This window comes from Mucilaginibacter sp. CSA2-8R (assembly GCF_038806765.1).
Lineage (GTDB): Bacteria > Bacteroidota > Bacteroidia > Sphingobacteriales > Sphingobacteriaceae > Mucilaginibacter.
On record NZ_CP152389.1, the window covers coordinates 3074342 to 3090517 of the forward strand.

The window sequence follows — 16176 nt, forward strand, 5'->3', positions numbered from 1 at the left end:
TGAAAAGATAGGCAACGCCCGATGTTAGAGTTTCGTCCATGGTGATCAATATGCTTTAACCTTTCCCATCCGTTATGCTGATGCCGATTGACGTGCCACACGCTAAGTAATGAATGGGCAATCGACTGAAATGCAAACGGTTGACCTGTGCCATGGGATGCCAATATGCATCGGCATGACTTATCACAAAACCTTAATCTCCCAACCTCTATGGATGGAGGCACCAACTTTAAGCTGCGACGAACGCAGCCTCTTCTAAATCGTCATATGAATTGAAAACTCTAAAATATATAACAGCCATCCATTCAGTAAATTCTATAATCCTGAAAATTCAGATCTACATCGCATAAAAAGTCTTCATAAAGTTGAGGGCTACGCCTGACGAGAGGGTTATTTCGTTATCCGAAAAAAGCTCATCCATATCCAGGTAGCCGGGGTGGTCCATGTAATCCTGCCAGCCCATTACTTTGAAGCCCATTACCCAATCTTTAAAACTACGCTGACCAATGTGGCCAATCTGTAAAGGCATAATTTGGTGATGACGCGGGTCTGTTTTGATACGCTCAAAAAGGGGTTTGATTTCGCTTTCGTCGCCTTCAATTACCTGCATAAACCGGCCGGTGATCTGGCTCATCATGTGGCGCTCCACATACAGCAACATGCCGGATATACCAACCGACTCGTTCCACCGGCGGGATTGCTGAAGAAGGTGACTTAAGGACTCACCGCTTAGCGGTGTTACCGCCTTGCTGATGTAAATAACGTGATATAACATGGCAAGAAAATACAATTGCGATAAAGCGTTACCAAAATAAATTAACGATTAAAACTAATAAATTATATGACACTATATAGCAACAATGTCGAGCAGTTGTTTTAAAAAGTAGCTCTTAATTAAAACTGAACTCCCGATACTCAGGTCTGGATACTGTAAAAAGATTTCATGAAATTAAGGGCAACACCTAACGATAACAGCGATTTGCTTTGTGTGAATTGATCATCGAGTTTTATAAAGCCGGGTATTTGCACGTACTCATCTTCCAACAACGACCTAAAGCCCATTGTCCAGTCGGTAAAGCTGCGCAGGCTGATCGGCCCCTGGTGCAGTAAGGTTACTTGCTGATGGCGGCTGTCGCGTTTAATGGTTTCATACAGTGCGGTTACCTCATGTTCCTCGCCTTCAAGCGCTTGTATAAACCGCCCGGTTACAATGTCATTGGCGTCTCTTTGTTTTACATACAACAACATACCGCTTAGATGATTGTCGGCATTGTTTTTTCGTGCATACGAAAGCAAGTCGAGCAATTCATCGTCGGCAAAAGGCTTTAAAGCTTTACTGATATAAATTATTGTGTACAATGCATAAGTTTACGGTTTTTAACTAACCTGTAAAAACTGCAAACTATTATTTTTTTTTTTGGAGGTGTAAACCCATACAGACACAACCGCACACCGGTAAGCTTTACGCATCATAACGCACTGTATAAAAAACGATTATGGTCAAAAATATAAGATTGTATTTTACCTATGCGTTTATTTAAATGCAACAATATTTTTACTTTTAATTTAACGGAGCAGCTTATTTCATATCACGAGGTGCGGTGGTTTCGCGTATAAATATGACGGCATCAAAGGTGATGCCCAAGGTATAAGTAACGTAGCTGGCAGGGTTGCCCTTAGTGTACTCGCCGCATTAAATATACGCAAGTGTTTAAACAAAGCAAATATGATGGCAATTAAACAATACCTAATTAAATACGCATCAACTATTGTAAAAAGCGCTTGCCTTTATTTGCAAGTTCAAAATATAGACATCAAATCTTTTAAGCGTTTCTGAATCTACAACATACACCAGGATGTAGTCAACATCAATCCATCCCCTTCATACTATCCAGCTTGATTGCTTTTACCTTTACTTTACCTTGCTTTAAGGTGTCATAGCGGGCTTTAATATACATCAACACCTCGTAGTCTGATTGGCTTTTAAGCTCGCCGGCGTCGGGGCGGTAAGTGCTGATAAAGGTTTGGAGCGAATCGCCGCGGAGTTTGGTTATGGCCGCTACCCGGCGTACCGAAAAACGGCGGTCGGCATAGGCATCATCTTCATCGCGCTGCAAGGTTTTTTGCAGCTTGGTCTTCGATTTTTTATTGCCGTCCAGCAAGGCCAGTGCCTGCAATACATTAATACCGGCAATTTGAGTGGTGTTGTTAAGCGCGGTCATATTATCGTAAGGCTTAAAGCTAACATCGGCACGTCGCAGCATGGCATCTTTAACCGTTGCGCCCTGGTAATTAAAAACATCGGCAAACTCGCGCCGGGTGCGGACCGAATCGAGCAGGTAAAGCTGCCGCCCTTGTACGGTAACCGGATTAAGCAGCATCGAAGCCGGCTGCAAATAAAAACGCAAAGTGTCTGCGCCGCTTTGCCGGGTAAGCACCTGCTTTACAGTTTGGTAACCTATGCAGCTTACCACCAGGGTATCGCCGGGGTGCCACTGCCACAAGGTAAAGAGCCCGTCGGCCGTGGTTAATGTTCCGCCTTTGGCACCGGTAACTACGGCGGCGGCCAGCGGCTTGCGCGAGCTGCGGCTAAACACTTTGCCTGCCAAACGGCCTTGCGCCGTAACCTTGCTAAAAGTAAGTACCGAGAGTAATACTATGGCCAGTATTACTAAACCTGGGTTATGCCGTTTCATCATCGCTGATTTGCTTTAGGCTAATTTACTACAAAGTTATTTACCCATACCACTTTTTAACAGGATTTAACAGCCTGTGGCTATCACTTTTATAAATGCAATTGTTATCTGAGAAACTCACCAAGATTGCTACCTTGCCTACAAAGCTTTTCTACCATGAAATATCTGCTTGTACTGCTGCTAAGCGTCTGTGCCTGTACTGCCATGGCGCAAAACCCTGCTGCATGCTTTTATGGCACCAACACGTTGCAGGGCAAACTTATTTATAAAGACCTCATCCACCCTGTACGGCTGGACACCATTAAACATGCACTTGTTTTTGAGTTGCCGGCATCTATTTTATTTAAGGCAAACAGCGCCGGTACAGGTTATGAAGATAGCACCACCGCCCGCTACATTAGGGTATACAGCGATGCCAATGGCACAACGCCTGCCGAGTTAAGGTATAAGCCCCTCATTGGTAAACCTATTGCTATTACTGCCAACTACAGGTGTTCGCCATCAATGGATTATACGCTACCGGTTAACATTAACGAAGATTTTAAGTACAAGCTGATTAAGCAAGATAAAAGCAGGCCGTAAGCTTACGGTAGCCGCAACCCATGGTGATATTACGGTAACAGCGTATAAATTGGTTAGTTGCGTTAGGCAAAGCTCGTAAGGTGCATTGCAGGGCTGCCGAATGAATGCCCGCCATGGTACAAACACACAACAGGCCCGGCAATTTATACCGGGCCTGCTATCATTTTGTATATTATAAAAGCTGCTGTTTGCCAACAACATCACGAGCTTTACTTAGAGCTTGGCGGCGTTGTACGCGGCGGGTTGGTTGGCGGCGTTGTAGGCGGCATTGTAGGGTTGGTCGGGTTGGTTGGATTAGTCGGATTGTTAGGTACCGGCTGCGTAGGCGACGTTGGGTTAGTGGTTGGCCTGTTCGGATACGTCGGATTAGTAGTTGGATTATTGGTTGGGTTAGTTGGGTTCATCGGACGGGTCGGATCCATTGGGTTTGTTGGATTTACCGGACGAGTTGGCGGCTGATTTTTTTTATTTTTCTTACGGTTGATGGTATCCTGCTGTACCGCTGTGGCCTGATCAAAACCCGCTACTTTATGATTATTTGTTGATGCTTTTGCAGCGGCATACTCAAATACAAAAACTGAGGCTACTGCCATCATTAAATTTGCTACTTTCATGACTGTTTATCTATAGGTTTATATAATTAACTATAAAATACAACTGGCGAGAAAGCTTACAGTTTTTATTATTTTGAATTAAGTAAGGTGGAAGTGGTTATTTGTAAGGTTGTTATTTAATGACTTTGCGTTTGAATGGGGAAAAAACCCTTGTTCGCTTGTGTTTTGTTAGCCATGAAAAATCTCTGGCCAGTCATGTCGGCGTATATCGGCATTTTACCCTAAAAACTCTTCATCAAGTATTAGCGTGTTTCATCACCCATCATGTGGGATACCGATATGCATCGGCATGACAGGCGGAAATAATGATAGTTTAAAACCTATTGTACTTACATAAACAACAGCTCCCCTTTTGGTCTGCTTTGCACTATCTCGCTATCCTAATTATTGCGCCCCTTAAACCGGCGGCTGTTACATCTTTACTACTTTACCCATGTTTCGCATATCCTGTTTAATCTTTTCGCGATGTTGGGCACCCCAGTCGCGTAGCTCCTGCAATACGTTTTGCAGGCTGCCGCTGTAAGGGGTGGTTTTGTATAGCACCGATACCGGCGTGGTGGGATACACATTGCGGGTGATGAAACCATTCAGTTCCAGCTCTTTCAGCTCTTTGGTTAATATCTTGGGCGTAATACCGTACAGCACGCGCTGAATTTCGCCAAAGCGCTTAGGCGATTCGGTAAGGGTAAAAATAAGCGGCAGTTTCCATTTACCGTTAAGCACATACAGGGCATCGCGGATGTGGTTAACACTGTTGGTACATTCCTGGTGGCTGATGGGGTGCGGTGCTTGCAGAGTTTCCATAGGGTAAAGTTAGCTACTATACTGCACGATACTACTATCCTTCAGGATAGTAGTAACTTTTTGATACTATGCCCGGTGTAGTTTTGCAATACATAATTAAACCCGTAATGAAAGCGATAAAAATTACCTACTGGATTACCACCGTTATAGTTGCCCTGATGATGATGAACTCGGCCGTGATGTATTTAACCAAGCCCGAAATGAAGCAGGCCTTCGTACACTTAGGCTTCCCTAACTATTTCCGTATAGAACTGGCTGTATTTAAACTTTTGGGCGCTGTGGTGCTGCTCACGCCACTCACTTCCCGCCTTAAAGAGTGGGCTTATGCCTGGTTTGCCATTGTATTTGTATCAGCCTTTATAGCACACGCTGCCTCCGGCGATCCGGTGGTTAACCGGGTTATGCCCCTTGTATTTTTGGTAGTGTTGCTGGTATCGTATTTTACCTATCACCGTTTGCCGCAATTTAAAACCGGCAAATAAAGCCACAGTAGTAACTTTTACCATCATATTTGTATTATGGAAATCGGAATAGATAGTTTTGCATCGGCTTTATATGGCTCACAATCGCTCAGCAGTGTTGATGCCATGGAGCAGTTGCTGGACCGCATGGTGCAAGCCGACCAATCGGGCCTGGATGTGTTCGGCATCGGCGAACACCACCGTAAAGAGTTTCTGGATTCGGCCACAGCCGTAGTGCTGGCAGCGGCGGCGGCGCGTACCTCGCGCATCAGGCTCACCAGCGCTGTTACCGTGCTTAGCGCAGCCGACCCGGTGAGGGTGTTTCAAAACTTTGCCACCCTCGACCTCATTTCAAAAGGCCGTGCCGAAATGGTGGTTGGCAGGGGCTCTTCAGTTGAGGCCTATCCATTGTTTGGTTACAATTTGGATGATTACGACGCCCTTTTTAGCGAAAAATTAAACCTGTTGCTCCAGATACGCGACCACGAGTTTGTAAACTGGCGCGGCCGTTTCCGGGCGGCCATCCCTAACCTCCCCGTTTATCCGAGGCCGGTGCAGCAGCAATTGCCCGTGTGGCTGGGTGTAGGCGGTACGCCCGAATCGTTTGTACGGGCGGGCACGCTGGGCCTGCCTTTAATGGTAGCCGTTATTGGCGGCAATACGGCCAGGTTTAGGCCTTTGGTTGATTTATACCGGCAGGCCGGTGCCCAAGCCGGTTTTGCGCCCGACCAATTGAAAGTAGGATTACACTCGCCGGGCTATGTGGCAGCCACTACCGAACAAGCCGTGGCCGAATACTATCCCGGTTATGCCGAGCTATGGACCAAGCTGGGACGTGAACGCGGTTGGCCACCCGTAACCCGCCAGCAATTCGACCATTTAATGGGTCCGCAGGGCGTGTTGCTGGTAGGCAGCCCCGGACAGGTGGCCGAAAAACTGCAACGCCACAGCCAGGCCCTGGGCGGTATCGACCGCTTTACCTTCCAGATGGATAATGCGGGCCTAACACACCAGCAACTCATGCAATCCATCAAACTGATTGGCGAGGAGGTGATACCTTTGGTAAATCAACAGAAATAATTGAGGAGAGAGTTTTTGCCTGTGGTTGATGTTCGTCAACCATAGGTGTTGGGAAGAGTGAAAAAAAGTATGATTGTGGGATGCTAAATTGAGTTCAGTATCCCACAGTCAGGTTCACCGCCATGCATCTTTACCTAAATTTTATTACTTAGCCCGTGGGATGCCGACCTTCACCAGCATGACGGCGGGAAAGGTAAATCTTCCCAGCAGCTATGACAACACCAACCTCAAGCTGAAAAACAGTTAATGCCATGCTCATTACAGCCGCTTAAACCATTTACTTACCCTCTGGCGTAAGGTTGGAGGCGATGCCATGGTGATGAAGTTTTTCCATTCCTGAATCAGGGCTTTGAAATCATCCATGTGAATCTCCAAATGATTCTCCAGCAAAAAGTATGGATTGTTAAATTCAATTGCAATGATTTCTGTTGCATCGGTAAATATAAAGTCAGGGTCGTAAGGTAAATTGTTTTGAATTAGAGTGATTTCATCAATGAAGTGGTCTGCTTCAAATACATCCAGAAGATTTAGGAAAAAGAAGCAGCCATAAGGGTTGTAATCTTCAGTGGACTGACATGCAAAATCAATTTGACCATCTGCAGGGCTTTTTATTTTCAAAAATTCCAGTTTAAATTCTTCTCTTTTGGTCATGTTTGATATGCTAAACCTATGATTTATTTTATAAACAAACATCTGTAACGTAATCAATCACTCAATACTTAGCGCGTGGATGGTCACAATACCAACCTCAGGCTGTACAATAGTTTGCTATTTTAGACTTTTGATAAATTAACTTTGAGTCCGTGAAACCTAACCTACTAAAACTATCAATGACAGCTTTCTTGTTGTCAATGATTTGTTCCCGATCTTCCGCACACAACTGTTCCATCTTCCAGTTAATTCTAAAAACTGAAGCCAATATCTCTAACAACGCGTCAACAGATACACCCACCGTACGTCCAGAGGAAGTATCAAAATTTGTTGGCAAGATTGTCCACGTCGAAATTTATACGCAAAATAGATATATTGTCGGAAAATATTATGTAATTATTGCTCATAGTTACTATCCGGATACAACAAAAACATTACTAAAGGTTAAGCTAGCCAACGAGCCGCTGGCAGCTTTTAAAAATCACCCTTCGTTTATGATTAGGGTAACAGGAAGAGTGATGTTGAAGAAAGGACTTCCGCATATTACCGTCACAAAAATATCTGATTATAAGTCAGGCACGACTGTTATATAAATCGATTAGGCTAATTAATAGTCATTTTACAATTTCTATCTGTGTATCCATCCAACAGTTGTTGTCCCCTATCAACGCTGCTTTTTCAACCACGCCTGATAAGCCGCTTTTCCGGTTTCAAATTCGGCAGCTGTTGAATAAAAATGGTGCGATTTATCGTTTTTTTCCACGTCTAACACATAATACAAATAGGTGGTGCTGGCCGGTTGAAGCGCGGCTTTGAGCGAGCTTTCTGATACCGACGATATCGGGCCTGGCGGCAGACCGATAATTTTGCGGGTGTTGTAGGGCGAGTCGGAATCTAAATCGCTGCGGTTAATTACGCCGTCCCAGCGGTTTTCCATCTTGGCAATGTAAACGGCCGTTTGGTCTATCCCCAGTGGCATGCCTTTTTTGATGCGGTTATAAATGACCGAAGCTACCACGGGGCGCTCGTCGTCAAAACGCGATTCGGTTTCTATGAGCGAAGCAATGGTGATAATTTTATGCGGCGTAAGGTTTTGCTTGGCAGCCTGCGCGGCATAGCCCGAGTTCCATACTTTTTTAAACTCGTCAACCATGGTTTTGATGATAGCCTGGGTGCTCACCGAGCGCGGGAAACTGTAGGTGTTGGGGTACATGTAACCTTCCAGGTTTTTGGCATCAGGGTCAATATCTTTAATGAGCGAAACATCGTCCATCAGCTTCAGAATAGCCTCCTGGCCCGAAGGCTGGTTTTGCGGAAACTGGTCGGCTATGCGCTTGGCAATGTCAAAACGGGTAAAACCTTCGGGTATGGTTAGGTTTACGGTACGCAGCTTACCTTTTTTAAGTTCGTCTAACACCTCCAATGGGGTGATGGGCGACTTAAACTGGTACTCGCCTGCCTGCAGGGCGTTGCCGGTACCGGTCATTTTCATGTATACTTTTAACGGTGTTTCGCTCGTCAGGATGCCATCAGCCTGTAGCTTGGCCAGTATCTGGCCCGGCGACGAGCCATGCGGTATCTGGATGTACTGGTTACTTTTATCGTGCGTGTGCGGGCTGCGCAACGAAATATAAATCCAGCCTGCAAAAGCAACCGCGGCAACAACTGCTATAATGATTAATGATTTTAACGCTTTCATGCCATAAATTTCGGTTTGAGCACAAGTTTAATAAACGATTGCCCGCTCAAATATATGACAAGTGCCTTAAATTTTTACATTTCGTGTAAGGGCGCTATTTTTTTGGCTGACAGCTTAACAATTGGTCCGGCAGCTCTCCTGAAAAGATGTTTCAGTAAGAATAGTTCTGCATAGGCCGGCAGCTTGATGATGTTTTTCGTTACAATGTGTAACATTAGGCCCGGATGCACGTCTTATCCGTAGTTTTCGTTTACGGCAATCTATTATCTGCATGCAAATACTCAAAAGCTATATCGTGGCAGCGGCCCTGCTTTGTGCTGGCGGCGTTCAGGCGCAGGTCAATTCGTTTAACATCGACAGCACAAAATTTAACCGACCGCTTAAGGCAACGTTGGACAGTGTTTACCAGTTAGACCAGGCCCCCCGTTTTAAGTATTTAGAAGCCCGGCAAAAAAACAATAACCCGGCGCTGGTTGATAGCCTACGCAAAGCGATGGTTGAACACGACCATGATAACCTGAAAAAATGCATCGCCATTCTGGAAAAATATGGCTGGCAGGGGCCGCAAAAAGTAGGCATGGAAGGCAGCCAGGCTTTGTTTTTGGTGATACAGCATGCCGACCTGCCCACCCAGAAAAAATATCTGCCCATGATTAGAGACGCCGAACGCAAAGGCGAAATCCTGTCGAGCAACCTGGCCATTCTTGAAGACCGCATCAACGTGCGCGAAGGCGCCCAGCAGCAATACGGCAGCCAGGCTTTTACCGACAATCAAACCAACAAGCTATACTTTTACCCCATTGCCAACTTAAGCCAACTGGAAGAACGCCGCAAACGCATGGGCCTGGTACCCATGGCCGAGTATGCCAAGCTGATGCAGATGGACTGGAACCCGCAGCAATACCAAAAATCATTACCCGAGATTGAAAAAATTATTGCCCGGCAAAAAAAGAAGTGATGGTTTTGAGGGATTGGGGTACGGGTTGGGCTTACCTGCGCAAATAACCTGAGCATTCAATTTGCTGAGGAGCAATCATCTTTAACCTTTTGTTGTAGCGTTTTAATGATGCGCCGCGTATAGGTTAAAAAACTAAACAAACCTCATCATGAAAAAGCTGATTGCCGGTGTACTACTCATATGCCTGGTGGCCTGTAAAAAAGAAAATGTTTATGGTCCGTTGCAGTTGCGCAATGGCCAGGTGGTAGAACTGCAGGTTGACCACCGCTACGCGGCCGACCAGGACAAACTGCTTAAACTGCCCGAAAATGTGGATGCAGGCTCATCACTCGTTGGATTTATCAACCGCGAACCGGGTTATACTTACCGCATAAAAGCCCGTTTTACCCACACCGATAATCCCCCCGCTGATGGCGCGTCGAGCGCTTACGAGTTCATCAACATCATCAGCAGCGAAAAATACCAGGGCAACGAGCCGTTCACGGTGCCGCTTATTGTTTCTTACATTCCGGGCGGACCATCTATCCGCCTCAGCAAAGCAGGCAACAACTATTACATCGAAACGGATAAACTACAGCTTACCTATAACGACCCGGCTATAGGTGCCAAGCTCGAAGATATCTGGCAGCAGGCGCTGTACATTCGCACCAACTGGCAAACCGCCGGCCGCCCTAAATGGACCGCCATCAAAGCCACCGTTACCCACGACCCGCAAAAATTTAGCAAAGCCTATTTGGTGCAACAACTGGAGTTTACGCCGTGAGGATGGGTTGACTTTATCGTTACACCCGTCACGCCGACGCGTATCGGTATGCCGCGCTGAGTAATCAAATATTAAAATATAGCGGTAAACCTGTCCTGTGGGATGCCGAAATAAATTCGGCATGACGGGCGAGGTTGAAGTTGAGAATGCCTTAAATCAAGTCCAATTCGGCCTTTAAGCATATCATGGTAGGATTTACTGAGCGAATTAAATTTAACTTCCAATCGCGGTGCCAGCGTTTGAGTTGCTTTTCACGGTCAATGGCATCGGCGATGCGTTCAAAGTGCTCTACATACACCAAATCATTCAAACGGTGGCGCTTCACAAAAGCTGAACCCTCGCCCTGTGTGTGCTGCCACATTCGCGTATGCAAATCGGCAGTTACACCTATGTAAAAGGTTGTTCGATAGGTGTTCGTCAAGATATAAACGTGTGCTTGTTTGAAAAGCATATTGTAATAGAGTTACAGGATTAAGCGTTAAAGTTGCCAATGCTGCAATTTAAAGCCATTTCTTCTATTTCCACCTTTATTACACAAACAACCACCCGTCATGCCGAATTTATTTCGGCATCCCACGCGCTAAGTCATGAACTATTCAAGTGCAACGTTCAGCCTGTCCTGTGGGATGCCGAAATAATTCGGCATGACTGTCTGGGATTGGAATTAAGGTTAATGGTGGCGGTGATAACAACGTTGCTTAAACTCCCCTTGCCCCTGCGAATCTTCATCATTCTTCGAAAGCACAGCCACAGCCGCCTGCAGATCTCTTTGGGCTACCATCACCTTAACCGGTGCGACACCGCCGGCCGAGACCAGCCAGGGGGCAATGACACCCAGATTTTCGTTTTCGATGAATGACTCGATGTCGTTAATTTGAAGCATGGCCTGAATTTCCATGGCTTCGTTAAAGTCGGCAGCATAAACCTGCACTAAATGATTGGCTGAGTTTTCCATGGTATAACTCTTTAGATATCGTTAAATTTTGTTTTCTTTATGCAGATGAGCGCATCGCTTTTGTTTTAGCCAGTACGGCCGTTAACCCTCAATTCCCCAACCTAAAATCAGATACGCTGTTTTGCGTCAGGCTTACATCGTCAAAGTAGCTCACGGTGCCTTTGTCTACCGGGCATTGTGAGCTGAGGCCTACCCATAGCTTGGCGGGATAATCGTTTTTGTACAGGCGCACCAGGTGCCATTCCTTCTTATCGAGCGAGTAATAGCTGCCTACGGTTTTGGTGTCTGATGATAGCTTCATGTAAACAAAGGGGCGTTGCACTACGTCGTGGTTATTATCGTCGGACGTGCCGATGGTGCGCACCGTAACCATGCGGTGCTTACCGCGTTCATCTTGCTCAAAGCAAAATTTCTGGTAAAAGTTATCGTTTACGTACAGGTAAAGTACACCAGCGTTGTACAAACCTGCCGGGGTAAAGGTGGGCGTTACCCTGGAGATGAGCGTAAAAGGCCTTTTATTATTAACCTCGGTAAGTAAAATGGGCGCGGTATTGTTTGACAGCTTGCCGTCAGGATCCGAAAAATAATCTTTCTTTTCGCCTACACTAAATGCCATACGGTTACCAGTAATTTTGGCTAGTGTATCGGCACCGTTAACCGATTTGGTAAACCGGATGCCGGCAAAACTGACATTGCAGGGCGTGCCGTTTACACGCGCCGACTGCACCCGGTGGTGCGGCGCATCGGCATTGGCCCCCGTGCCATAATGCTGCGGATTATTACAGGCCCCCAATAAGCCGGCGCTAAGCAAGGCCATGGCAGTAGGTAGTTTTACTTTCATAAGTAAGGTGGTAAGCGGCCGGATTAACTAATTGTTTTACAGCACTGCAAAGTATTTAAGGGGTCGGGTTAATCTTAAGCCGGATGTGGCATATGAAGCCGTAATTATTAAATAGCTAAACAACAATTGCAGACCCAAGTAAAATAAATGTGAAACCTTACTATCAGCTTCGCCACAACAACCATCATTACCAATAAAATTAACAACCAACTACAAATACTATATAAAGATATGCAGCCGTGCATAGCAGCAGCAACACGGTAATAAAGACGACCAGCTAACCTGCCGTTGTCTGTAGTAACCTGTTCATGTTTGAGTTGGGCACTGTAAGGGCCAGGCGCACGTTCAGGTTGTACAACAGGGTTACTGACAGCAATGCTAAAATTAAATCTATGGGGCTTAGCTGCATGGGCTTTTCAAAAGGTTTAGATATTTAAAATAGCACACTGGAAGCACTATAGTGAAAGGTGTTTCTCTACAGCAATAGTTGATCCTAATTCTCCCCTGAAGTTGAATACAGCAACACCACTCCCACTCATTCACACCTTCAGCGTCAGCCTCACCTTTTGCATTTGCTCTACCAGCAAGATAATCACGAATGATATGGCCAACGCTCGCAAAATGGCGGGTACGCCGTTGAGTAAGCCGTTCGGATAATGCAGGTGCAGCAATTGCATACCATACACCTGAAAGTACGGAATGAGGTAGCAGGTAAGCGTACTGGTACCGGCGGCGGCAATCCATTTAAACCAGTGGGCTTTGCCTTTTACGTCGGTAGCGTAAACCAGCAAGGCATACACTATTAGGCTGACTCCCGCGGTGATGAGTACCCAGGCCGGGGTTGAATATATTTTAGAGATACCGCCCGCGTATGGCCTGAGCCACAAACCTATAACTATGCAGACCAGCCCGCTCAGTACTGCGCCAAAAACAAACTTGTGTACCGCAGGGCGACAGGCCGCATAAGCCAAACTGGTAACCACACCCGCCATAACCAAACAAACCGACGAGGCATCATTAATGAGCCAAAAGCTAAACCTGCTAACCCAGGTATGCAGCAAAATATTGATAACCAAAAGTACCGCCAGGCAAACCAGCAGCGTTTTAAGACTACCCTTACTTAACCAGTATAGCAGCGACGCCACCAGGTACGACCAGCCGATGATGCCTAATATGCCCCACCACTGCGGCTGCATACCGTTATAGCCACTCAGGTTATTGTACGACCCTTTATAAACCAGCGCCAGCACAACAAGTATAGCATAACCCGCCCCAATCATGCCGTACCTTTCGCCTTTGGCCACGGTAGATTTATAGTTGAGCCAGATCATAAAAAAAGCCACGGTAGCCAGTATGGCCCATGCGGCTTTGGGTAGCCAGTGGTTTTCGTTATAAGTTTCGAGGTTAACCTGGTAAAAGCCCATCACAATTAAGGCAAACGAGCGGTAGCCAATGTAAGCCAGCACACCCCTCGGCGACGCCCCCTTTTGCTGCTTGCTGCTGATGGCGAAAGGGATAGACAACCCTACGATGAATAAAAACGCCGGAAAAATGGTATCGGCAAAACCCAGCGCATCGGCATTAGCCTCGGCGTGGTCTATCCAGCCGGGGATAGCTTTGGCACCGCTCAGCTCGTTCACAAAAATCATCAAAAACATGGTAACGGCTCTGAATACATCAACGGAGTGTAAGCGGGATGAGGTATCGGTCATGATGATTGGTTTTACATGGTTACCACTGGCGGCAACCCGGCTTGGTTAGCAAAGTAAATGTAAGCAGGCGGTTTGCCTTTTGCAAGGGTTTGTCAAACCTATTGGTTTTAAAGGTTTGAATGGGTGATTTAGCAGTCAGGTAATTGGGTGGTATTGCTGCCGGCAATTACAAGAAACTTCATATTTAAAATTTAACCTCGTGTTATTCAGTTGGTGCCGGGAGGATTTAACACGTCCCCCGTCATGCCGATATGCATCGGGATGATGGGGTGCGGCATTATATCTTCTATACCCTAAATAAAGGCTTAATTTAACCTATTGATTAATGCGCCAGTATTTTGAATGCAGCGCCGAATGTTTATCTTCAACCTTTATCCTGCCCTATCCTATGAAAGTCGCCCTTAAATTCGCTCTAATTACGCTCACTGTGTTCAGCGCTTCTTGTAAGGTTTCTCAATACACATCGCCCATCTCAAAAGGTGAATTTGTTTTTGCCTATAAAGCTGAAGCCTGCACAGCCTGCCTAACGTACATGGGCGCGGAAATTAAGGACGATAATTCACCCTGGTTAAGATTTGAAGTGTTGGGCGACAATTTTAAAAAACAGGCCCGGCTGGAAGGTAAAAACTTTACAGATACCATAAACCAAAAAGCCCGCTATTTTAAAGGCGGCGACCTGGAAGGCGGCAAGGCCATCACCAATGGTTGCCTCCTCTTGTTCGAAAGCCGCCACCTCGACTCGGCCGCTAAAGCTGCCTACCGGCAATTCTTGAAACAGCAAAAAGCAATTTGGGGAGGTTTGTAGCCGGACGGATTAAAAGCAATTGGTGACAACACTATTCACACTAACCGATTTTGAGAACACTTAACATCCCCGGATCTTTATCGTCAATCCACCATCAACAGTAAAACTAAACCATGAAAACTATCTGTCGCTTTGCAATCATAAGCTTGCTTTTTATAGCAGGATGCAGGTCGGACCAAAACAAATCCGAACAGGAGTCATCATTAAAAACTATTGATGACCAGGTCTTTAAACAAGAGTTTAAAGACCTGGTGATGTGCCACTGCGTGCTTTAAGGCATTGGCGATAAAAAATTCAGTAGCCAGATAGAGTTACAGGACAAAACTTTGTATAACCCCATCAGTTTTGTTCTTGAAGACCGGATTAACCAAATAATCGCACCTGTAATTAGCCAGATCAAAAGAGACTCTGTAACCTCGTTAACCACCGTTGGCGAAGGAGCTCAAGGGAAACGAATATTTTCTACGTGCCTTAGGTTTTACGAAAGCCAAACGCTCGACTCGGCTACCAGAGTCGCATTAAACGTCTGGAAGCATACCAACATCGACTCGGCAATGGCCGTTAAAGCACCTGCGTATTGATTGGCTGGCGAGCTATTTAGCAATACACACTATGCATTAGGCTGTTACATTTCATTGCTCATTGATCAACTCGTGCGCTATCATGGCCCCGGCAAGGTTGCCGGCACCTACTGCGGCCGCAACCGAACGCATGGGGCTGGTATTATCGCCGGCGGCAAAAATACCCGGAACAGTGGTCCTTTTTTGGTCGGTTACCTCGAGGTAGCCTTCAGCGGTTAGCTTACAGCCTAACTGTTCGGGTATTAGGCAATGCTGCTCAAAGGGTACACGTGCATACAATGCATTCAACGAATGCGTGCTACCATCGGCAAGGCGGAGCTGCGTAAGTTGCCCGTTGGTATGATCGATGCTGGTAATTTGGGTTTCGATGATGCCGATGTTACGGTTGAGCACGGCCTGCGTTTGCTCGGGGGTAAGCTTTGAAGGGCCGTTGGTAAACAAAGTAAGTTTAGTAGTCCAGTTTTGTATAAAGCGGGCAAAATCCGCCGTATGTTCATTGTTCATTAAAATACCGGTAGCCTGGCCGCGGTACTCGTAACCGTGGCAGTACGGACAATGGATTACCGATATACCCCAGCATTGCGCAAAGCTCGGAATGTTGGGCATCAAATCTTTAATACCGGTAGCAAACAATAGCTTTTTGGCGCTGATAGCGGCCGAATGCCCAGCCACCTCCACCTCAAAATTTTGGTTATAACCGGTAACGCCGCTTACGGTGCCTGCCAACCATTGTACGGTATCATAGCTAAGCACTTCGTTTTTGGCCACCTCCTGTATTTCGGCGGGGCGCCAGCCGTCGTGAGTAATGAAGTTATGCGAGTGCGGTGTTTGACGGTTGCAAGGCAAGCCACTATCAATAATGAGTACGCGCTTTAACGCCCGCCCCAACGACATCGCCGCCGACAAACCGGCATTGCTGCCGCCAATAATGATAACGTCGTATTTTGTTGAAGTATTCATAAATGTAATTTGAA

At 46.2% G+C, this 16176-nt stretch carries 21 protein-coding genes; 9 read left to right on the top strand and 12 right to left on the bottom strand.

From position 1 onward, the window contains the following. Positions 1-337 precede the first annotated feature (337 nt). From AAGR14_RS12965 to AAGR14_RS12975, 3 genes are all read right to left on the bottom strand, one after another. Positions 338-775, bottom strand: a complete 438-nt coding sequence (locus AAGR14_RS12965) for a BLUF domain-containing protein (RefSeq protein WP_342644641.1) — start codon at positions 773-775, stop codon at positions 338-340. Positions 776-915: 140 nt separating this feature from the next. Continuing rightward, on the bottom strand, positions 916-1359 hold the full coding sequence (locus tag AAGR14_RS12970; RefSeq protein WP_342644642.1) for a BLUF domain-containing protein: 444 nt from the start codon (positions 1357-1359) through the stop codon (positions 916-918). Between the two features lie 509 nt (positions 1360-1868). Continuing rightward, a complete protein-coding gene (locus AAGR14_RS12975) occupies positions 1869-2699 on the bottom strand; it encodes a carboxypeptidase-like regulatory domain-containing protein (protein ID WP_342644643.1) in 831 nt (276 codons plus the stop codon). Between the two features lie 153 nt (positions 2700-2852). On the opposite strand from AAGR14_RS12975, the gene AAGR14_RS12980 reads away from it, so the two are divergent. Continuing rightward, a complete protein-coding gene (locus AAGR14_RS12980; RefSeq protein WP_342644644.1) occupies positions 2853-3278 on the top strand; it encodes a hypothetical protein in 426 nt (141 codons plus the stop codon). Between the two features lie 209 nt (positions 3279-3487). On the opposite strand, the gene AAGR14_RS12985 is transcribed toward AAGR14_RS12980, so the two are convergent. Both AAGR14_RS12985 and AAGR14_RS12990 read right to left on the bottom strand, forming a co-directional pair. Beyond that, the gene (locus AAGR14_RS12985; RefSeq protein WP_342644645.1) at positions 3488-3892 is read right to left on the bottom strand and encodes a hypothetical protein; all 405 of its coding nucleotides are present in this window, start codon (positions 3890-3892) and stop codon (positions 3488-3490) included. Positions 3893-4303: 411 nt separating this feature from the next. After that, a complete protein-coding gene (locus AAGR14_RS12990; RefSeq protein ID WP_342644646.1) occupies positions 4304-4696 on the bottom strand; it encodes a helix-turn-helix domain-containing protein in 393 nt (130 codons plus the stop codon). Positions 4697-4803: 107 nt separating this feature from the next. Between AAGR14_RS12990 and AAGR14_RS12995 the strand changes: the two genes are divergently transcribed. Then, on the top strand, positions 4804-5178 hold the full coding sequence (locus AAGR14_RS12995; protein ID WP_342644647.1) for a DoxX family protein: 375 nt from the start codon (positions 4804-4806) through the stop codon (positions 5176-5178). 36 nt (positions 5179-5214) lie between these two features. After that, complete coding sequence (locus tag AAGR14_RS13000; protein WP_342644648.1) at positions 5215-6237, top strand: LLM class flavin-dependent oxidoreductase; 1023 nt, start codon at positions 5215-5217, stop codon at positions 6235-6237. Positions 6238-6495: 258 nt separating this feature from the next. Here AAGR14_RS13000 and AAGR14_RS13005 read toward each other — a convergent pair whose 3' ends face one another. Then, positions 6496-6888, bottom strand: a complete 393-nt coding sequence (locus AAGR14_RS13005) for a hypothetical protein (protein ID WP_342644649.1) — start codon at positions 6886-6888, stop codon at positions 6496-6498. A 152-nt stretch (positions 6889-7040) separates the two neighbouring features. Here AAGR14_RS13005 and AAGR14_RS13010 point away from each other — a divergent pair, with 152 nt between their 5' ends. Beyond that, entirely contained in the window at positions 7041-7481 is a 441-nt protein-coding gene (locus tag AAGR14_RS13010; protein WP_342644650.1) for a hypothetical protein, read from the top strand. 71 nt (positions 7482-7552) lie between these two features. Here the strand turns inward: AAGR14_RS13010 and mltG are convergent, their stop codons facing one another. After that, a complete protein-coding gene (gene mltG, locus AAGR14_RS13015; RefSeq protein ID WP_342644651.1) occupies positions 7553-8587 on the bottom strand; it encodes an endolytic transglycosylase MltG in 1035 nt (344 codons plus the stop codon). Between the two features lie 271 nt (positions 8588-8858). Here mltG and AAGR14_RS13020 point away from each other — a divergent pair, with 271 nt between their 5' ends. Beyond that, the gene (locus AAGR14_RS13020) at positions 8859-9545 is read left to right on the top strand and encodes a DUF6624 domain-containing protein (RefSeq protein ID WP_342644652.1); all 687 of its coding nucleotides are present in this window, start codon (positions 8859-8861) and stop codon (positions 9543-9545) included. Between the two features lie 148 nt (positions 9546-9693). Then, positions 9694-10308, top strand: coding sequence for a hypothetical protein (locus tag AAGR14_RS13025; RefSeq protein WP_342644653.1), 615 nt, complete (start codon positions 9694-9696; stop codon positions 10306-10308). Between the two features lie 151 nt (positions 10309-10459). Here AAGR14_RS13025 and AAGR14_RS13030 read toward each other — a convergent pair whose 3' ends face one another. The 4 genes from AAGR14_RS13030 to AAGR14_RS13045 form a co-directional block, all read right to left on the bottom strand. Further along, positions 10460-10759: a GIY-YIG nuclease family protein gene (locus tag AAGR14_RS13030; RefSeq protein WP_342644654.1), complete on the bottom strand. Its 300-nt coding sequence runs from the start codon at positions 10757-10759 to the stop codon at positions 10460-10462. Between the two features lie 219 nt (positions 10760-10978). Further along, entirely contained in the window at positions 10979-11263 is a 285-nt protein-coding gene (locus AAGR14_RS13035) for a hypothetical protein (RefSeq protein WP_342644655.1), read from the bottom strand. An 88-nt stretch (positions 11264-11351) separates the two neighbouring features. After that, positions 11352-12104, bottom strand: coding sequence for a DUF1349 domain-containing protein (locus AAGR14_RS13040; protein ID WP_342644656.1), 753 nt, complete (start codon positions 12102-12104; stop codon positions 11352-11354). Between the two features lie 539 nt (positions 12105-12643). Then, positions 12644-13816, bottom strand: a complete 1173-nt coding sequence (locus AAGR14_RS13045; protein WP_342644657.1) for a DUF5009 domain-containing protein — start codon at positions 13814-13816, stop codon at positions 12644-12646. 388 nt (positions 13817-14204) lie between these two features. Here AAGR14_RS13045 and AAGR14_RS13050 point away from each other — a divergent pair, with 388 nt between their 5' ends. From AAGR14_RS13050 to AAGR14_RS13060, 3 genes are all read left to right on the top strand, one after another. Further along, a complete protein-coding gene (locus AAGR14_RS13050) occupies positions 14205-14621 on the top strand; it encodes a hypothetical protein (RefSeq protein ID WP_342644658.1) in 417 nt (138 codons plus the stop codon). A 113-nt stretch (positions 14622-14734) separates the two neighbouring features. Next, positions 14735-14896, top strand: coding sequence for a hypothetical protein (locus AAGR14_RS13055; protein WP_342644659.1), 162 nt, complete (start codon positions 14735-14737; stop codon positions 14894-14896). Between the two features lie 51 nt (positions 14897-14947). Continuing rightward, positions 14948-15202 (top strand): hypothetical protein, encoded by a 255-nt coding sequence (locus AAGR14_RS13060; protein ID WP_342644660.1) that lies wholly within the window; start codon positions 14948-14950, stop codon positions 15200-15202. Positions 15203-15253: 51 nt separating this feature from the next. Here AAGR14_RS13060 and AAGR14_RS13065 read toward each other — a convergent pair whose 3' ends face one another. Beyond that, the gene (locus AAGR14_RS13065) at positions 15254-16162 is read right to left on the bottom strand and encodes an NAD(P)/FAD-dependent oxidoreductase (protein ID WP_342644661.1); all 909 of its coding nucleotides are present in this window, start codon (positions 16160-16162) and stop codon (positions 15254-15256) included. Between the last annotated feature and the right edge of the window lie 14 nt (positions 16163-16176).